Here is a 16,120-nt window from a genome sequence, read left to right as displayed (position 1 = left end):
GCGGGCCGGCCCGCCGTCGAAGGATGCCCGCTCACCCGCCGCCTGTTCGTCACGCTCGGTCTGCTGGGCTCTGGCCACCTCCTCGTGCAGCAGTTCCCAGACCTCATGCCGGTAGCGGACGAACTCGGGATCGGAACGCAGGTCGTTCCCGTCCGCGCGGGTGGTGATGGGGATGTCGACGATCTGCTTGATCCGGCCGGGCCGGGAGGTCATCACCGCGACCCGCTGACCGAGGTACACGGCTTCGTCGATGCCGTGGGTGACGAAGAGAATCGTCTTGCCGGTCTTGGCCCAGATCCGCAGCAGCTCGTCCTGCAGGGTTTCCCGGGTCTGGGCGTCCAACGCGGCGAAAGGCTCGTCGAGCAGCAGGACCGCCGGGTCGTAGGCCAGGCTCCGCGCGATCGCCACCCGTTGTTTCATACCGCCCGACAGTTCGTGGGGATATCGGTGCTCGAAACCGCTGAGCCCGACAAGGTCGAGATAGTGCCGGGCCAGCGCCGAACGTTGTGACCGCGCCACCTTCTTGGCCTCGAGACCGAATTCGACGTTGCCGAGGGCGGTCCGCCACGGGAACAGCGCATACTGCTGGAAGACGATCCCCCGGTCGAGGCCGGGGCCGGAGACCGGGTTGTCGTCGACGAGTACCTGGCCCTCGCTCACACCGGTCAGCCCACCGAGGATGTCCAGCAGGGTGGACTTCCCGCAGCCGCTGGGGCCGACCAGGGCCAGGAACTCACCGCTGCGGATGCGCAGGTTCACCTCGTCGACCGCGGTGAACTCGCTGACGGCGTTGCGGCGGTTGCCGTGGTCACGGACGGCGAACCTCTTCGTGACGTTCCTGAATTCTATCGTGCTCATTGCCGATCATCTCTCGGTGTCGGTGAAGGATGATTCCCGGTGCCGCGGCGGCTGGGACGGCGCGGCACCGGGAATCCCGCGTCCGGAGCGGGATGCCGGCCCGGTTCCCGGGAACGGCTCCGTCAGGAATTCGCTCGGAAGGAATTGAATTCGTTGGTGAAGAGTTCGGCCGGGGTGACGTCCTTCTTCAACTGGCCGTTCACCTTCAACCAGTCGGTCCACCGAGTGAAGTCGGCGTCCGCGATGAGCCCGCCCTTGCCGGCAACCCCGAATCCCTTGAAGTACTGGATGGCGGTCGTGTCCTCCTTGCGGTCACGCTTGGCGATGATGTCCTTGAAGCGGGCGATGACCTGGTCGAGAGGAGTTGCTCTGGACCATTCGATGGCCTTGCCCACGCCCTCGACGAACTGCCTGGTCGTCGTCGGGTTCTTCTTGATGAAATCCTCGCGGAGCACGTAGCTGCCGGCCGTGAACGAGCCGAAGAGATCGTAGTCGCTGAACAGCGGATGGATCCCGCCCCGGGCCAGCGCCTTGTCCCGCAGAATTCCGTTGAGAACCGCGACGTCGATCTGCTTCTCGCGCAGCGACTGCTCGGTGTTCACCGGCGGGACAACCGTCGGTATCACTTTCTTGATCTCGTCCTGGCTGAGACCGCCCCGTTTGAGGTACTCGTCCAGGATAGCCTCGTAGTGCGCACCTAGCGTGTTCATCCCGACTTTCTTCCCGAACAGGTCACGGGGTGACGTGATCGGACTACCGTCAAGAACGTAGAAACCGCCGAAGACTTTGTTGTCGATTCCGTAGCTGCCGGCTACTGCCTTGATCGGCGAACCCGCGGCGATCAGTTTGATGATCGCCCCGTTGAACGCCGCGCCGAAGTCGACGTCCCCGGTGGCAGCCGACTGGATGTCCTGCGGGCCGCTGATCGTGTTACCGATCCACTTGAGCTTTATGGGGCCGAGATAACCGAGGTCCGCGGCAAGCTCGACCGGTGTGACCGTACCGACGGAGCCCTGATAACGCAGTTCCGTCTGTTCGACCTGGGCGGCACCGCTGCCGTTGTCCTGCCCACAGGCCGCCAGAATCAGCGTCGCGACCAGGGCGATGGCTGCTGGCAGCATCCCTGGTCGGCGTCGAACGGCACGTCGAACACTGTGCTGCATGGTGAGGTCGAATTCCTCTCGGGTTTGTCTGCGGACCGGTCAGCGGCCGGCACGGCCCCGGGCGGCGATGAAGCGACATTGATCGACCGTACCGCTGAAGTCAACTGTGATATTACGGTCGTACGCGACACGAAAATAACAGCCACGGGAAATCAGGGCGGCGCTGCCGGCGCGCAGCACCCACCCGTCGGAACAGCGGGGAGAAAAAGGCGGGACGGACGCGGGATGCATGCTGTGGCCATGATGGCCGATCAAAGAGGACGGCCGGTCAGGCGGAACACATGGCGCTGGCGACGCGGAGGAGGTCCACCGCGCGCCGGACCGACAGGCCGATATCCCTTGGCATGTTATGCACTATGTCAGCCTACAAGCCGGGCTGTCAACAAGTTGACCGGGAATTCTGCACGGCTCGGACGTACCGACAAGGACGTAGCCGTCCGACTACTTTGAGAATCTGATTATTTTCCGGCAATGCTTAATTCCGACCCGCGTCGTGTAACGCTTATTCAGGGGACGGTGCCGGCCGGCAGCCCATCCCGGACGCCGGTGGCCCGAAGGAGACCGCCGACCCGGCCGCGGGATCGGCAGACTCACCGACACCGGCACGGCGCCGTCGACAGGGGCGGCCGCTGTTGACACCGACAGCGCCGCCCGCATCGACAGCACCAGCGAGACCTGCGAGAGCGCCCGCACCGCCCACCGGTGACGGCGCCGACACGTCGAAACCCGCGCCCCCGGTCAGCCAGTCAGCGGAGCCCAGCGCCAATGCCCAACTCGCCCTGTTGCCCGTGCTCCCGGATCGGCCAGTCAGCAGGTCGTCGAGCCGTCGCATCGGCGGCGGCACCACCCGCACCAGCCAGCTCTGCCGACGTGCGGTACGTCACACCGGTACCGGTACCGATACCGGCCCCGGCACCGGCGGCCGGGGCTCGCGGCAGCTTGCCCAACGGTGCATCGCGATATATCGTGAGCGTACGCGATACAACGACTGGAGGGTTATCGTGTACGCATCGGAATTTCCTGGATCGTGGCCATGGAGCCGCGGCAGGCATGGCAGCCCCGGCTCCGACCGCCTCCGGGCAGCAGCCGCCGACGATCGAGGCGGCTGGCAGCACAGCAGACACGGTGGATACGGCAGGCACGGTGGGCCTGGTAGGCATGGGGGGCCCGGCGGCGGTGTTCCGTTCGGCCCTGGCGGCGTTCCCTTCGGACCGGGCTTCCCCGGACCGGGCTTCCCCGGCCCCGGCTTCGGCCCGGGCGCCCGGGGCTTCTTCCCCGGCGGCCGCGGCCGCGGCGCGAAGGTCAGACGCGGCGACGTCCGCGCGGCTGTCCTCGCCCTGCTCGCGGAGGCACCGATGCACGGCTACCAGATCATCAACGAACTCACCGAACGCAGCCAGGGCGCCTGGCGGCCGAGTCCCGGCTCGGTCTACCCCGTTCTGCAGCTGCTCACCGACGAAGGGCTCGTCCGCGCCGAGGAAAGCGACGGTAAGCGGGTGTTCCACCTCACCGACGCGGGCCGCGCCTACACTGACGCCCACGCGGACGAACCCAAGCCCTGGGAGACAGCCGCGGCTGCCGCCAACCACGGCCTGACCGACCTGCGGTCGCTGGCGTTCGGCGTGGGAGCGGCCGTCGTGCAGGTTGCGCAGACCGGCAGCGACGCCCAGGTCCAGGCCGCCCAGAAGATCCTCGTGGATGCCCGACGGGCGCTCTACCGCATCCTCGCCGAGGACTTCCCCACCGAACCGGACGACAACGAAGCCGCCGGGGACGATGGCCGGGCGGACTGACCCGGCCCGCTGCCCGCGAGCGTCCTCGGCCGGGTACCCGCTACCCGACGCAACTTCCTGTCCCGGCCCCAAGCTCGGGGCCGGGACAGGAGCGGGACCTCACCCGGCCGCTCATGCCCCGCCGGGACCAGCGGAATCGTCTCCCGGCGGACTGGGGCATGCCCGGGGCACAGCCCATGACGGATGTGTCGCAGGGCTCCAGCCATTCGGCGTTCCAGACAGATGTTCCAGACAGCGCAGCCGCCCGCTACCGCCCTCGGTAGCCCTGCCCGGAATAGTGTGAAGTATCGGTTTAATCCCCGACGGCCCCAGGTGACCCCGATAGTCCCCAGGTGATGGGATGGGCACGGTTTTCTCTGGGGGAAGGGGGCTTCTGCCATGCAGAAGCTGGGCTCTGGCTACGTTCTACACGAACCGATCGGCCGCGGCGCGTTCGGCCAGGTCTGGCGAGGATCCACCGTCGACGGCGACCGCCCGGTCGCCGTGAAGGTGCTGCGCGGGGAACTCGCCGACGACCCCGAGGCCGTCGCCAGGTTCGTCCAGGAACGGTCCGTGCTGCTCGGCTTCAGCGACCCGCACCTGGTCACCGTCCGGGACCTCGTCGTCGAAGGCGACACCCTCGCGATCGTGATGGATCTCGTCAACGGTGTCGATCTACGGGTCTACCTGCGCGAACGCGGCACACTCGAGGTGGCCACAGCGGTCGCCCTGACCTGCCAGGTGCTGCGTGCGTTGAGCACCGTGCACGCGGCCGGGGTCGTCCACCGTGATCTCAAACCCGCCAACGTGCTCGTCGACATCACCGATCCCGACGATCCGCACGCCCGCCTGACCGACTTCGGGATCGCCAGGCTGGCGCACGGGCCGTCCCTGACCCGCCTCACCGGGATGATCGGGACGCCGATGTACATGGCTCCGGAGCTGGCCCACCGGGAGCACGCGCGGCCGCCGGCCGACGTCTACAGCGCGGGCGTCATGCTGTACGAACTCCTCGCCGGCCAGCCGCCGTTCTCCGCTCCGCACCCGGTCGCGCTCCTGCGCGCCCACATGGAGGACGCGCCGCAGCCCATACCCGGCCTGCCACCGGCGCTGTGGGACGTGATCGCCGGCATGCTCGCCAAGGCGCCGGCGTGGCGTCCGACGGCGGACGCGGCCGAGCGGGCGCTGGCCGGGCTGGCGGCGTCCGGCTTCCAGCCCGTGGTCGCGCCTGCCGTGTCCGGACCGGGCGGCGCTGTGGGGGGTGCCTTCGTGGCAGGTGGCACCGCGGTACCCGGGGCCGCGCCGCCCGCCGATCATCCCTGGAACACTCCGCCGCCGGCGGCCCCGGACGTCAGCCAGGCGCCCACCGCTGTAGCCCACGTACGGTCGCTGGACGGTACGGCGTCCGCATACTCCGCATACTCCGCGCAGGCGGGCGCGTCCGTCTCACCGCAGCCCGGCGGGCGGCCGTCCGGCCAGTGGCCGGAGGGCGCCCTGGGCAGGCCGGCACGACCGGGCGGGCACCGGCGCCTTCCCGCGGCCGTCCTCGCCGCCGTCGCCGCGGTCGCGTTACTGACCGTGGGTACCGGCGTCCTGTTGTGGGCTGTCGGTGACGACAGCGAGGCGACCGTCAGCGCGCGCCCGGCGACGACGTCACACAGTGCCACCACGACACAGGCGGCCGGCCCCACCGCGGCCCCGCCGACGCAGAGCCTGGCGCTGGCGGCAACGTCCGCTCCGCCGCCGGAGGCGCCCTCCATCGCGGAGGCAACCGCCGGCACCGGTTCGGACGGTACCGGCTCAGATGGCATCGGCCCGGCGGACGCGGCCGGCCCCCAGGGCCAGGCACCGGCCGCCGGACGCCCCGGCGCGGACGCGCCACCACCAGCGGCACCGGCACCGGCACCGGCACCGAAGAGCTACGACATGCCGGCCGGATTCCCGGGCTCATGGTCCGGGACGGTCAGCCAGCCCGGCTCGACCCCGTACACGGTGAAGATCGCTCTTACCGACGGTGACATCGGGGAGAACGTGGGCCGGGCGTCCTACCCGGATCTCGGCTGCATAGCCGATCTCTATCTGACCGATGTGGCCGGGTCGACGATCCGGGTACAGGGGCGGCTGGTGGTGAACTCGTACAACGCCTGCGTGGCGGCAACGCTTGATCTCAGCCTGCGGTCAGGTTCGTCGATGAACTATCTCGCGCAGTCGCCGGGATTCGTCAGCGCCTCCAGCGCGGTCCTCTACCGCTGACCTTCGCTGTCGGCGATCTCCAGCCGTCGCACGCGGAGGTGCTCGACGTCGAGCGTCGCGATCCGGATGCTGCCCACCCGCGCCCGTCGGACCGCCAGCCGTCCGATCGCGAGCGCGCCCACGGCGAGGGCGCCCAGCGCCGTCGCGCCGAGGGCCAGCGCTCCGACGGCGAACGCGCCCACCGCCTTCGCCCCGGTGGCCACGACCGCACCGCCGGGGGTGGCGGGCACGATGCCGCCGGTGGCACCACCGGCGGCAGTGCCGGCGACTTCGGATCCCTCGCCGATGTCGGATCCCTCGCCGGCGTCCTGGAGGGCTGGCCGGCTGGTGGACTGCGTCAGATCGCTCACCCTGTTGAGGGTAGAGCCTTCCGGTGGGCTGTCGAGTTTCCCGCCGACCAGGCCGGTAACTACCCGGCAGTAGTTTGTGTCCCAGCCTTCCGGCCACTCAGTATTCGGATACTCACAACCCGGCCGTCGCATGACGAGCCACCATGGGACGTCCGTTCGCGACGTCCACCGGCACGGCCTGGCGCCGTCCAGACCCTGACGAAGCAGAAGGGAATCCGATGACGACGGACGGGCCCGACGTGAAAGCCGCCGCGGACGACGACACCGCCGCCACTGGTGGCAGCACACCCCACTCCGATGGTGCCAGCACGACCCGTACCGGCGACACGACCCGTACCGGCGACGCCGGCGGTGGGCGAACCGGGCCGCGACAGCCGATCCCGCTGGAGCCGTACCTGTTCGCCGAACCGCCGGCACAGCCGCTGGTGTCGCTGCGTGTCGAACGCCACGGCGCGGTCGTTCAGGTCACGCTGCTCGGCCCGGGCAAGGGCAACACCCTGGGCACGGACTTCTGGCGTGAGCTCCCGCGGGTGTTCGCCGCCCTGGACGCCGACGACACCGTGCGGGCGGTGGTGCTCACCGGCTCCGGCAACCACTTCTGCTACGGCCTGGACCTGGCGCTGCTGGCCGAACTGGGCGACGTCGCGAGCGACGACGACGGCGGCCTGGCCCGGTTCCGCACCGGTTTTCTCCACCGGCTGCGGTCCATGCAGGACGCGCTGGACCTCGTCGCGTACAGCCGGAAGGCGGTCGTCGCCGCGGTCAGCGGCTGGTGTGTCGGCGGCGGGGTCGACCTGCTGGCCGCGTGCGACGTCCGGTACGCCAGCGCCGAGGCGCTGTTCAGCATCCGGGAGGTGAAGGTCGGCGCGGTCGCCGACCTGGGCAGCCTGCAGCGCCTGCCCGCCATCATCGGGGACGGGCACCTGCGGGAGCTCGCGCTGACCGGCAGGGACATAGACGCCGCCCGCGCCGAACGGATCGGCCTGATCAACGACGTGCTGCCCGACCCGGCCGGCGCTCTCGCCGCCGCGCACGCCTTCGCCGACGAGGTGGCGGCCAACCCGCCGCTGGTCACCCAGGGCATCAAGGACGTCCTGGACAATGCCCGCTTCGCCGCGGTCGAAGCCGGGCTGCGCTACGTCGGGGCCTGGAACGCCGCGTTCCTCCATTCCCACGATCTCGCCGAAGCGGTGACCGCCTTCAGGCAACGGCGACCGCCGCGGTTCACCGGCCGGTGATCCTGGTTCCCTGTCGTTCTACGGGCTGTCGACCGGCCCCGACGCGGACGTCACCCGGCTGCGCTGACCCGGCGGCCAGGCGGAATCGCCTCGCTCATACAGCGGATCGTCGCGCCTCGGACGGATAGGCTGACTCAACGGCAGCATCCGGCCGTGGCCACGCCCGCGTCAGGCGGAGCGGGCATCGTCGGCCGGTGGCCGTGGCCGGAGATCGGCTGGTGGCCAGACAAGGGCGACCCGGCCGGCAGCCAGCGGTCCAGCCGGAAGCCGACGGTCGGGAGGACGGTGCGGACGGCATGCCGATGATGTGCGCGGTCACGTTTTCGCCACGTGGACGGCTCTACTACGCCGATCCCGGACCGTATTCGCCGAAGGTCGGGGACAAGGTTCTCATCCCCACCGACGCCGGCCCCGAGGTCGCCGAATGCATGTGGGCACCGCAGTGGGTCAGCGATGACATCGGCGGACTGCCGGTCCTGGCGGGAATGGCGCAGACGGCCGACATCGAACGGTACGCGACCTCCCGGCGGCGTCGGGCGCAGGCGCGTGTCGCGGCAAAGCGTCTGATCCGCGAACACGAGCTACCCATGAAGGTCGTGGGTGTCGACCACATCTGGGCCGAGAACATGTTCACGATCTATTTCACCGCCGACCACCGGGTCGACTTCCGAGGCCTGGTGCGCGACCTCGCCCGTACCCTCGCGGCCCGGATAGACCTACGTCAGCTCTCCGCCCGGGACAGCGCGCGCATCCAGGGAGGAATCGGCTCCTGCGGGCGTGACCTGTGCTGCGCCACCTTTCTCACGGACTTCGAGCCGGTCAGCATCCGGATGGCCAAGGACCAGGATCTCCCCCTCAACCCCATGAAGATAAGCGGTGCCTGTGGCCGGCTGATGTGCTGTCTGCGCTACGAACATCCGCTGTACGAACAGTTCAAGGCCGAGGTCCCGGCCGTGGGCGCCCGGGTGAGCACACCCGACGGCGACGGGCGGGTCGTCTCCCACGACATACCGCGTGACCAGGTCATGGTCAGGCTGGACGCCGGTGGCGGGCGATGCGCGTGCAGCCGGGCGAGCGTCTGCGACTCACGCAAGGAGTACGAGGCGGCCCGCCCGGGGCCGGGCACAGCCCCGGGGGTGGCGGATGCCCTGGTGGGACAACAACCGGACGCCGCCGAGAGCATGGACGACCGGAGCCCGGACAATGGCAGGGACGCGGCGGGGCCGGCGTACCCGATGGTGCCCAGCCCGACAGTCCCACCGCTGGTCGCACCGGACCCGGCCGTCGCACGCCCGGCCACGGCAGCGGCGGAATCGGCAACGTCAGCCGCACCGGCTGCCACCGCCCCCGCGGCGCCGCCCCCGGACAACGCCCGGGCCCGACGCCGCCTGCGCCGGCAGGCCTCCCGCGACACGGACACCAGCTACCCGGCCCCGGAGGCATCGCCCCCGGGGCAGCACACCTAGACGGTCAGTGACCCGGCGCCGCCGGGTAGGGCGGGATCACGGGTCGAAGCGGTATCCCATGCCACGCAGGGTCGTGACGAGCCGACGCTGCGGTGGGCGTCCCTCGACCTTGGTCCGCACCCGACGGACATGCTCGGTGACGGTCGCCGGATCCTGGAAACGCGTGCCCCAGACCTGTTCCAGCAGTTCTTCACGGCTGAAAACCCGGCGGGGATGGCTCGCCAGGAAAGCGAGCAGCTCGTATTCGCGCGCGGTGAGATCGACCCGCTCACCGGCGACCGCGACCTCCCGGGCACGCAGGTCGATGGAAACGTCTCCGTAGACGAGTGGGTCGTTTCCATCGCTGGTGCGCTGCGGTGGCGGCTCGACGGGGCGACGGCGCAACCTGGCCCGCACCCGCGCGACAAGTTCCCGCAGCGAGTATGGCTTGACCACGTAGTCGTCGGCCCCGAGTTCCAGACCGACGACCCGGTCGACCTCCTCGGCCCGGCCCGTCAACATGATTACAGGTACTTCGCTGGTCTGCCGCAGCCGGCTCAGTACAGCGAAGCCATCCATACGCGGCATCGCGACGTCAAGCACTACAAGGTCGACTTCGGTCGTCTGGAAAAGCTTGAGCGCGGTCTCGCCGTCAGCCGCCTCGAGTACCCGATAGCCGAACCGTTCAAGGCTGCGGGCAAGCGCAACCCGAGAAGCTTCGTCGTCCTCGGCGACGAGTAGGGAAGCCCCCCTCGTTGCTGTTGCAGTTGCGTCCCCGGTCATGGCCGAAACCCTACGCAAGCTCTCCGGAACCGCTGCGAGCGGGGTATCGGTATGTGCGGGGATCCCTGATTTAAACACGTTACAGTAGCGTGACGACTACTTATTGTCAATGAAAGGACATCGGAGGCACACGGGATCGGGAGCTCTCGACAGCCCCCCGACTCGACCCGGCCGCAACATGGAAGAAACATGATCTTACCGCCTTTGCCCCTGAACGATCACCCGTACCGTCACGCCCACGTCGGCGGCGGGATTCGCCGGGCCGCTGGATCGCCGGAACACCGAATCACCGGAAAGCGACCGCCGCTCGTCCGCACCGAGGATCCGCCACCCTGATCCGCCACCCTCGCCGCAGCACCGTCACCGCATCCCCTCGCGGTGTCCGCCACCGACCGACAGGGCCACCCGGACCGGTCTGGCATACTCGGTGAGGTTGGATTCCTCGGGGTGCCGGCAACGCGGGAAGATTCACGATCAAGAGGTTCGTGATCCTACCGCCAGCCGGTCCGTGGAGCCAGTAACACGCCGGAGTAGCTCAGTGGCAGAGCAATCGCCTCGTAAGCGATAGGTCGCGGGTTCAATCCCCGCCTCCGGCTCAGACCCCCTTCTGACCAGAGCAGGCGCCGTGTGGCTGGGGCTCAACGGCTGGGTCAGGACGTTCACGCTGCGAGCGGTACCAGGCGCCTACCTGCGCGTGATACGGCCGGGGCACGTCCGCCGCGGCGACCCTGCATCGGTCGAGCACCGACCCGATCACGATGTCACCATCGGTATGACCTTGCTTGCGCTGACGACCCAGCCAGAGCTTCTCCCCCTTCTGCTCAGGGCTGACGACCTACCAGCAGAGATCAGGGAGCGGGCCCGGCGCAGGATGCCCTTCGGTATCCCGGGCGTCCCGGGCATCCCGCCAACCGACGTCACCCGCACGTGGCCGTAGGAACCGATCATGGTCATGGTGGTGAACCGGCGAGGATCCGCCACCACGACCGCGATCGGTAAGCCTGTGCGGATCCATCGATCCGCAGTGATCAGGCGGATCTGACCTCCGGGGCGGAGTGTCCCGGGACGCCCAGGGCGGAAGTGTCCGGCACAGAGCCGTCGTGGTCTCCCCGCGCGGCGGCGACCGCCTCCTCCTCGCGCCGGATCGAGGCAAGAATCTCCCGCTCCGCGTCGGCGCGGCCGACCCACGACGCTCCCTCGACCGACTTGCCCGGCTCCAGGTCCTTGTAGACCTCGAAGAAGTGCTGGATCTCCAGCCGGTCGAACTCCGGAAGATGCCTGATGTCCCGCAGGTGCTCCTGTCGGACGTCCGCGACCGGCACGCACAGCACCTTGTCGTCAGGGCCCTTCTCGTCGCTCATCTGGAACATGCCGATCGTCCGGCACCGGACCAGGCAGCCCGGAAAAGTCGGCTCCTCCAGCAGGACGAGCGCATCCAAAGGATCACCATCCCGACCCAGCGTACCCTCGATGAACCCGTAGTCCGAGGGATAGTGGGTGGATGTGAACAGCATCCGGTCGAGCCGGATCCGTCCGGTGTGGTGATCCATCTCGTATTTGTTCCGCTGCCCTTTCGGGATCTCGATGGTCACATCGAACTCGAGGTCCACTCCATCCCCTGTCGTGTCTGTGGGCGCGTCCCGTCCGAAGCGCCCTTGTGTTGTGTACTTGTTACCAGTGTCGGCATCCACGCACGTCACCTCGAAGGTCGCGGGCCGATCCAGCGGTGACGATTCACTGTCAGGGCAGGAGCCCACAGTGAAATCCGCCGGGCCGGATCAGCCCAGGGTCCACCCGGGAGGGCATTCCCCACGATGGCGGCCCGACTCCCGGACCGCGGCCAACGGGCCGGCGAGCCACGGGCCGCACGGTCATGCTTTTTCCACGCCCACCCTTCCCGCTCTCGAGGCTGCTGCCGGCTCCTGGACTTCCCGGATCGTCAAGGACAATCCGGGAAGTCCAGGAGGTCCGCAGCGGCCACATCCCCCCGACTGTGGAAGCGCGCTGGTGGCGAAAAACATAACCGCGCGGCCATCAGCTACGGGCGCGGCCATCGGCCACAGGACATAGTCTCCCGCACGTGACCCCTCCGATGCCGGGCCGGGTCGGTGGGCTCACCGCCATCGCCACCGCGCTGCTCGCCGGTCATCTTTCCGTTCCGCCCGTGGACAGCCCGAGCATCGCGCCCGCCCCACGGCCCGCGGCCGCGCCCTTCCCCGCCCTGGACCCGACGGTACGGGTCGCCGACCCCGCGGCGGTCAGCGCCAGGCTCGCCCGTCCGCTTGCCAACCTGGCGCTGGGCAACCCGGCGGGGCTGGTCGTCGACGCGCTGTCCGGAGCGACGTTGTTCGACCGCGGGTCGACCACCGCGGTGGCCCCCGCGTCCACGCTGAAGACCGTGGTCGCCGCGGCCGCGCTGACGACCTTCGACGCGCGGACGACCCTGACGACCCGGGTCTTCCACACCCTGTCAACCGCACCGGCCGGCCCTGAACCGGGCGACCCCGTGACCGGCACGGNTGGCACGCTGTGGCTCGTCGGCGCGGGCGACCCGACGCTGACCGCCGCGACCGGGCCGGCCGACTACCCGGCTCCAGCCCGCCTGTCGGAGCTGGCCGCCCAGGTCCGGGCGGCCGGTATCACCGAGGTCGACCGGCTGGTCGGCGACGGGACGCTGTTCACCGGGCCGTCCACCGCGGCCGGATGGCGTGACAGTTACGTCGCCGAAGGCAATGTCACGCCGGTGTCCGCGCTCGAGGTCGACGGTGGGCGCACCGCTCCCGGCGCGGCCGGTCCGCGGACCACGACTCCCGACCTGGCGGCGGTGAACGCCTTCGCGGCGGCGCTGCGCCGGGCCGGCGTGCGGGTCGCGTCGACCGGGGTCGGTGCCATGCCCGGCGGCCCCGAGGCCGGCAGCACCGGCGGCCCCGGTTCCGGCGGGGCCGGGCCCCGGCAGGTCGCCGAGGTCCGCAGCCCGCCGATCCCGTTGCTGGTCGAGCGGATGCTGACCTACTCCGACAACGATCTGGCCGAGAGCCTGGGGCGGCTGGTGGCCCACGCCCGTGGCCTGCCGGCGTCGTTCGACGGCGCCACCCGGGCGGTGCTCGACGTCCTGCGGGAACTCGCGGTGCCGACCGCCGGCGCGAACCTGGCGGACACCAGCGGGCTGTCCACCTCGAACCAGATCACCCCGGCGACGCTGGTGGCGCTGCTGCGAACCGCCGTGCTGCCCGGGCATCCGCAGCTGCGGACCCTGCTCACCGGGCTGCCGGTCGCAGGCTTCTCCGGGACGCTGGGCGACCGGTACCACGCGCCCGACACCCGCGCCGGCGCCGGCGACGTCCGCGCGAAAACGGGCAGCCTGCGCATCGTGACAAGCCTCGCCGGCCAGGTCGTGGACACCGACGGCCGGCTGCTGCTGTTCGGCTTCTTCGCTCCCGTCGAGGAGGCCGGCACCACCCGGGCAGCCCTCGACCAGGTGGCCGTCGCGCTCGCCTCGTGCGGATGCTGACCGCGTACGGATGCCGGCGGATACCGGCGCGTCCGGCAGGACACCGAAGCGTCCGAAAACACGCGGTGCCGCGGCGCCGGACGCTCGAACGGACGCCGGATGTCCGGAACCGGACGCGTGGAACCGGTGGCGAGCCGGGCGGGGAAACATCCGGAAGGCGGCGGTCGTCCGGAAAAATCACCCGACGGTGACGCGGGAATGGTCGACGGTGACCGACGGATGGCAACGATAAAGCTGTCATCCCCAGGGAGAGGACATAGGCTGGCGGATGTGGACGCCGAGCCAGTGGACTGGGACCTCGCCGTAGCGACCGCGCGGCGGCTTGTCCGGCCAGGCCCGCAACTGCCCCGCGCCGAAGCGGACGCGGTGGTCGCGGACCTGCGGCGGCTGGCCGTCGAGGCGGAAGGCCATGTCCAGGCATACACCCGGCTGGAACCAGCCGGTCCGGCCACGCCGATCGCCGTGGTGGACCGTCCGGAGTGGGTCCGCTCGAACGTCGCCGGCCTACGGGTGATCGCCGGGCCGCTGCTGGGCAAGCTCGCGGACCGGGAGCGGGGCAGGCTGTCCTCGGCTGTCGGACGCACCGTCACCGGCGTCCAGCTCGGCACCGCCCTGGCCTATCTCGCGGGCAAGGTCCTCGGGCAGTACGAGGTCTTCCTCCCACCCGAGCAGGCCGGTGCGACCAGCCCCGCCTCGACCGCGGTTCTCGGGGAACCGGCCGAGGCCCTCCGCAAGGAGCCAGCCGCCGGAGCGGACGGGGCCGGGGCGGACACCCCCGCGCGGCAGATCGTCGCGCAGGCCGGGCGCCTGAGCCTGGTCGCACCGAACATCGCCCACGCCGAGCAGACGCTGGGGGTCAACCCACGCGACTTCCGGCTGTGGGTCTGCCTGCACGAACAGACCCATCGCACCCAGTTCACCGCCGTCCCGTGGCTGCGTCAGCACCTGGAGGACGAGATCGGCGCGTTCATCGAAGCGACCGATCTCGATCCGGAGGTGCTCGCCGAACGGGTGAAGTCGGCCGTCAGCGCCGTGCGCGGCGCCGTACTCGACCGCGGGCCGAACGCGCCGAGCATCGTCGAGGCGCTCCAGACGCCCGCCCAGCGGCAGGTCCTGGACCGCCTCCAGGCGCTGATGACCCTGCTGGAGGGGCACGCCGACCAGGTCATGGACGCGGTCGGCCCGAAGATCGTGCCGACCGTCACCGAGATCCGGACGCGTTTCGACAGCCGGCGTGGCGGTGGTTCGCCGATCGACCGGTTCGTCCGCCGTCTGCTCGGACTGGACCTCAAGCTCCAGCAGTACCGGCAGGGTGGCGCGTTCGTGCGGGCTGTCGTCGCCGAGGCCGGGGTGGACGCGTTCAACCTGGTCTGGGAGTCCCCTGAGACGCTGCCGACCCGCGCGGAGCTGGTCGATCCGGTTGCCTGGATGCAGCGTGTGCTGGGCTCGCGTCCGTCCCTGTCGGCCTGACCAGGGGTGTCGATCACCGGACAGGACGAGCGGGGCCCGCGCCCAGGGCAGCCCCGCGGCCCGCGGGACGATGCCACAACATCCGCCACAGCATCCGCCGGGATACCCGCCGGCATACCCGCCGCGACGCCTGGGGGGGCCGGCGCGCCCGGCGATGCCACGACACACGACGGCGCGGGGGCGCGTGGCGTGATGCGGGCGTGCAGGGCCGTGAGCGAGATCCGGGTGGCCGTCCGACGCTCGATCGCCGATCTCGCCCCTGGCAGCCTGGTGCTCGTGGCCTGCTCCGGCGGGGCGGACTCGCTGGCGTTGGCCGCCGCGCTGGCGTTCATCGCCCCGCGCCGGGCCCTGCGCGCCGGGCTGCTCACCGTCGACCACGGCTGGTACGAGGGTTCCGCGGCACAGGCGGCCACGGTGGCCGCGCACGGCCGGGCGCTCGGGTTCGACCCCGTCGAGGTGCTGCCGGCGTACTCCCCGCGTTCGGAGGGCGCCGCCCGGGAGGCTCGCCGCTGCGCACTGCTCGACGCGGCGGGGCGGCTGCGGGCGAGCGCGCTGCTGCTCGGTCACACCCTTGACGACCAGGCCGAGACGGTGCTGCTGCGACTCGCCCGCGGGTCGGGCACCCGGTCGCTGGCGGGCATGCCCCGTCTGGACGGGGTGATCAGGCGTCCGCTGCTGGACGTCCGCAGGTCGGCGACGCGCGACGCGTGCCTCGCCGAGGGGCTGACGCCGTGGGACGACCCGACCAACGCCGACGAGGCGTTCGCCCGGGCCCGGGTCCGGCACCGGGTACTGCCTGTCCTGGAGGAGACCATCGGGCCGGGCATCGCCGAGGCGCTCGCGCGCACCGCGGACCTGCTGCGGGCCGACACCAGCGCGCTCGACGCCGACGCGGCGCTGGCCTACGAGCGTCTGGCGCTGCCCCGACCCCACCGAAGGCAGCACGATCATGACTTGGACGCGGACGGGCCGCCCGACGGGCCGGGCAGCGAAGCCGACGGCGGTGGCCCGGGCACGTCCGGGCCACCGGCTCGGGTCGACCTTGACCTCACCGGGCTCGCCATGCTCAGTGAGGCGCTGCGTACCCGGGTGCTGCGCCGAGCGGCCCTGGCCGTGGGAAGCGCGCCGACCGGCCTGCGGGCCGATCATGTCCGGGCCATGGACGATCTGGTGACCAGATGGCGTGGGCAGAAGCCCGTTCCGTTGCCGTCGGGTGTCGTCGCCGGTCGCGCGGATGGCAGGATCTCGGTGTTCCAGACCACCGGGCCGCGGGCCGC

At 70.5% G+C, this 16,120-nt stretch carries 14 protein-coding genes and 1 tRNA gene (2 of these 15 running past the window's edge); 9 read left to right on the top strand and 6 right to left on the bottom strand.

Features of this window, described 5'->3' with window-relative positions; genetic code table 11:
• From FrCorBMG51_RS15175 to FrCorBMG51_RS33915, 3 genes are all read right to left on the bottom strand, one after another.
• On the bottom strand, positions 1-858 hold the 5' portion of the coding sequence (locus FrCorBMG51_RS15175) for an ABC transporter ATP-binding protein (RefSeq protein ID WP_086055477.1). It extends 123 nt beyond the left edge of the window; the window shows 858 of its 981 coding nt (coding positions 1-858); it begins with the start codon at positions 856-858; its stop codon lies off the left edge, out of view.
• A gap of 122 nt (positions 859-980) precedes the next feature.
• Entirely contained in the window at positions 981-1,979 is a 999-nt protein-coding gene (locus FrCorBMG51_RS15170) for an ABC transporter substrate-binding protein (RefSeq protein WP_047223708.1), read from the bottom strand.
• A gap of 310 nt (positions 1,980-2,289) precedes the next feature.
• Positions 2,290-2,367: a putative leader peptide gene (locus FrCorBMG51_RS33915; protein ID WP_371389806.1), complete on the bottom strand. Its 78-nt coding sequence runs from the start codon at positions 2,365-2,367 to the stop codon at positions 2,290-2,292.
• Between the two features lie 1,009 nt (positions 2,368-3,376).
• Between FrCorBMG51_RS33915 and FrCorBMG51_RS33910 the strand changes: the two genes are divergently transcribed.
• Positions 3,377-3,814: a PadR family transcriptional regulator gene (locus FrCorBMG51_RS33910; protein ID WP_371389783.1), complete on the top strand. Its 438-nt coding sequence runs from the start codon at positions 3,377-3,379 to the stop codon at positions 3,812-3,814.
• A gap of 378 nt (positions 3,815-4,192) precedes the next feature.
• Entirely contained in the window at positions 4,193-6,046 is a 1,854-nt protein-coding gene (locus tag FrCorBMG51_RS15160) for a serine/threonine-protein kinase (RefSeq protein ID WP_052914706.1), read from the top strand.
• On the opposite strand, the gene FrCorBMG51_RS15155 is transcribed toward FrCorBMG51_RS15160, so the two are convergent.
• The gene (locus tag FrCorBMG51_RS15155; RefSeq protein WP_200902457.1) at positions 6,037-6,396 is read right to left on the bottom strand and encodes a hypothetical protein; all 360 of its coding nucleotides are present in this window, start codon (positions 6,394-6,396) and stop codon (positions 6,037-6,039) included. The two genes, FrCorBMG51_RS15160 and FrCorBMG51_RS15155, sit on opposite strands and share 10 nt — an antisense overlap.
• Positions 6,397-6,614: 218 nt before the next feature.
• On the opposite strand from FrCorBMG51_RS15155, the gene FrCorBMG51_RS15150 reads away from it, so the two are divergent.
• A complete protein-coding gene (locus FrCorBMG51_RS15150) occupies positions 6,615-7,634 on the top strand; it encodes a crotonase/enoyl-CoA hydratase family protein (RefSeq protein ID WP_083730754.1) in 1,020 nt (339 codons plus the stop codon).
• A gap of 218 nt (positions 7,635-7,852) precedes the next feature.
• Positions 7,853-9,100 (top strand): PSP1 domain-containing protein, encoded by a 1,248-nt coding sequence (locus tag FrCorBMG51_RS15145; RefSeq protein ID WP_371389786.1) that lies wholly within the window; start codon positions 7,853-7,855, stop codon positions 9,098-9,100.
• A gap of 36 nt (positions 9,101-9,136) precedes the next feature.
• On the opposite strand, the gene FrCorBMG51_RS15140 is transcribed toward FrCorBMG51_RS15145, so the two are convergent.
• The gene (locus tag FrCorBMG51_RS15140; protein ID WP_013872187.1) at positions 9,137-9,862 is read right to left on the bottom strand and encodes a response regulator transcription factor; all 726 of its coding nucleotides are present in this window, start codon (positions 9,860-9,862) and stop codon (positions 9,137-9,139) included.
• Between the two features lie 524 nt (positions 9,863-10,386).
• Between FrCorBMG51_RS15140 and FrCorBMG51_RS15135 the strand changes: the two genes are divergently transcribed.
• Together FrCorBMG51_RS15135 and FrCorBMG51_RS15130 are read left to right on the top strand one after the other, a co-directional pair.
• Positions 10,387-10,458, top strand: a tRNA-Thr gene (locus FrCorBMG51_RS15135).
• 29 nt (positions 10,459-10,487) lie between these two features.
• Complete coding sequence (locus FrCorBMG51_RS15130; protein WP_052914705.1) at positions 10,488-10,799, top strand: MOSC domain-containing protein; 312 nt, start codon at positions 10,488-10,490, stop codon at positions 10,797-10,799.
• A 91-nt stretch (positions 10,800-10,890) separates the two neighbouring features.
• Here the strand turns inward: FrCorBMG51_RS15130 and FrCorBMG51_RS15125 are convergent, their stop codons facing one another.
• On the bottom strand, positions 10,891-11,472 hold the full coding sequence (locus FrCorBMG51_RS15125) for an inorganic diphosphatase (protein ID WP_047223706.1): 582 nt from the start codon (positions 11,470-11,472) through the stop codon (positions 10,891-10,893).
• Positions 11,473-11,954: 482 nt separating this feature from the next.
• On the opposite strand from FrCorBMG51_RS15125, the gene dacB reads away from it, so the two are divergent.
• The 3 genes from dacB to hpt all read left to right on the top strand — a co-directional run.
• A complete protein-coding gene (dacB, locus tag FrCorBMG51_RS15120; RefSeq protein WP_047223705.1) occupies positions 11,955-13,373 on the top strand; it encodes a D-alanyl-D-alanine carboxypeptidase/D-alanyl-D-alanine endopeptidase in 1,419 nt (472 codons plus the stop codon).
• 270 nt (positions 13,374-13,643) lie between these two features.
• Entirely contained in the window at positions 13,644-14,843 is a 1,200-nt protein-coding gene (locus FrCorBMG51_RS15115; RefSeq protein WP_047223704.1) for a zinc-dependent metalloprotease, read from the top strand.
• A gap of 192 nt (positions 14,844-15,035) precedes the next feature.
• Positions 15,036-16,120 carry the 5' portion of a hypoxanthine phosphoribosyltransferase gene (gene hpt, locus FrCorBMG51_RS15110; RefSeq protein ID WP_047223727.1) on the top strand. It continues 763 nt past the right edge of the window, so 1,085 of the gene's 1,848 nt are visible here — the first part of the coding sequence; its start codon is at positions 15,036-15,038; the stop codon falls past the right edge of the window.

This window comes from Protofrankia coriariae (assembly GCF_001017755.1).
Lineage (GTDB): Bacteria > Actinomycetota > Actinomycetes > Frankiales > Frankiaceae > Protofrankia > Protofrankia coriariae.
The sequence above is the reverse complement of the archived record's forward strand: the minus strand, read 5'-3'. Positions and strand labels throughout refer to the sequence as shown.

Excerpts from the sequence above, each read along its gene's own strand:
- FrCorBMG51_RS15150 (WP_083730754.1), top strand. The coding sequence starts at position 6,615 with ATGACGACGGACGGGCCCGACGTGAAAGCCGCCGCGGACGACGACACC.
- FrCorBMG51_RS33915 (WP_371389806.1), bottom strand. The coding sequence starts at position 2,367 with ATGCCAAGGGATATCGGCCTGTCGGTCCGGCGCGCGGTGGACCTCCTC.
- FrCorBMG51_RS15170 (WP_047223708.1), bottom strand. The coding sequence starts at position 1,979 with ATGCTGCCAGCAGCCATCGCCCTGGTCGCGACGCTGATTCTGGCGGCC.
- FrCorBMG51_RS33910 (WP_371389783.1), top strand. The coding sequence starts at position 3,377 with ATGCACGGCTACCAGATCATCAACGAACTCACCGAACGCAGCCAGGGC.
- FrCorBMG51_RS15140 (WP_013872187.1), bottom strand. The coding sequence starts at position 9,862 with ATGACCGGGGACGCAACTGCAACAGCAACGAGGGGGGCTTCCCTACTC.
- FrCorBMG51_RS15160 (WP_052914706.1), top strand. The coding sequence starts at position 4,193 with ATGCAGAAGCTGGGCTCTGGCTACGTTCTACACGAACCGATCGGCCGC.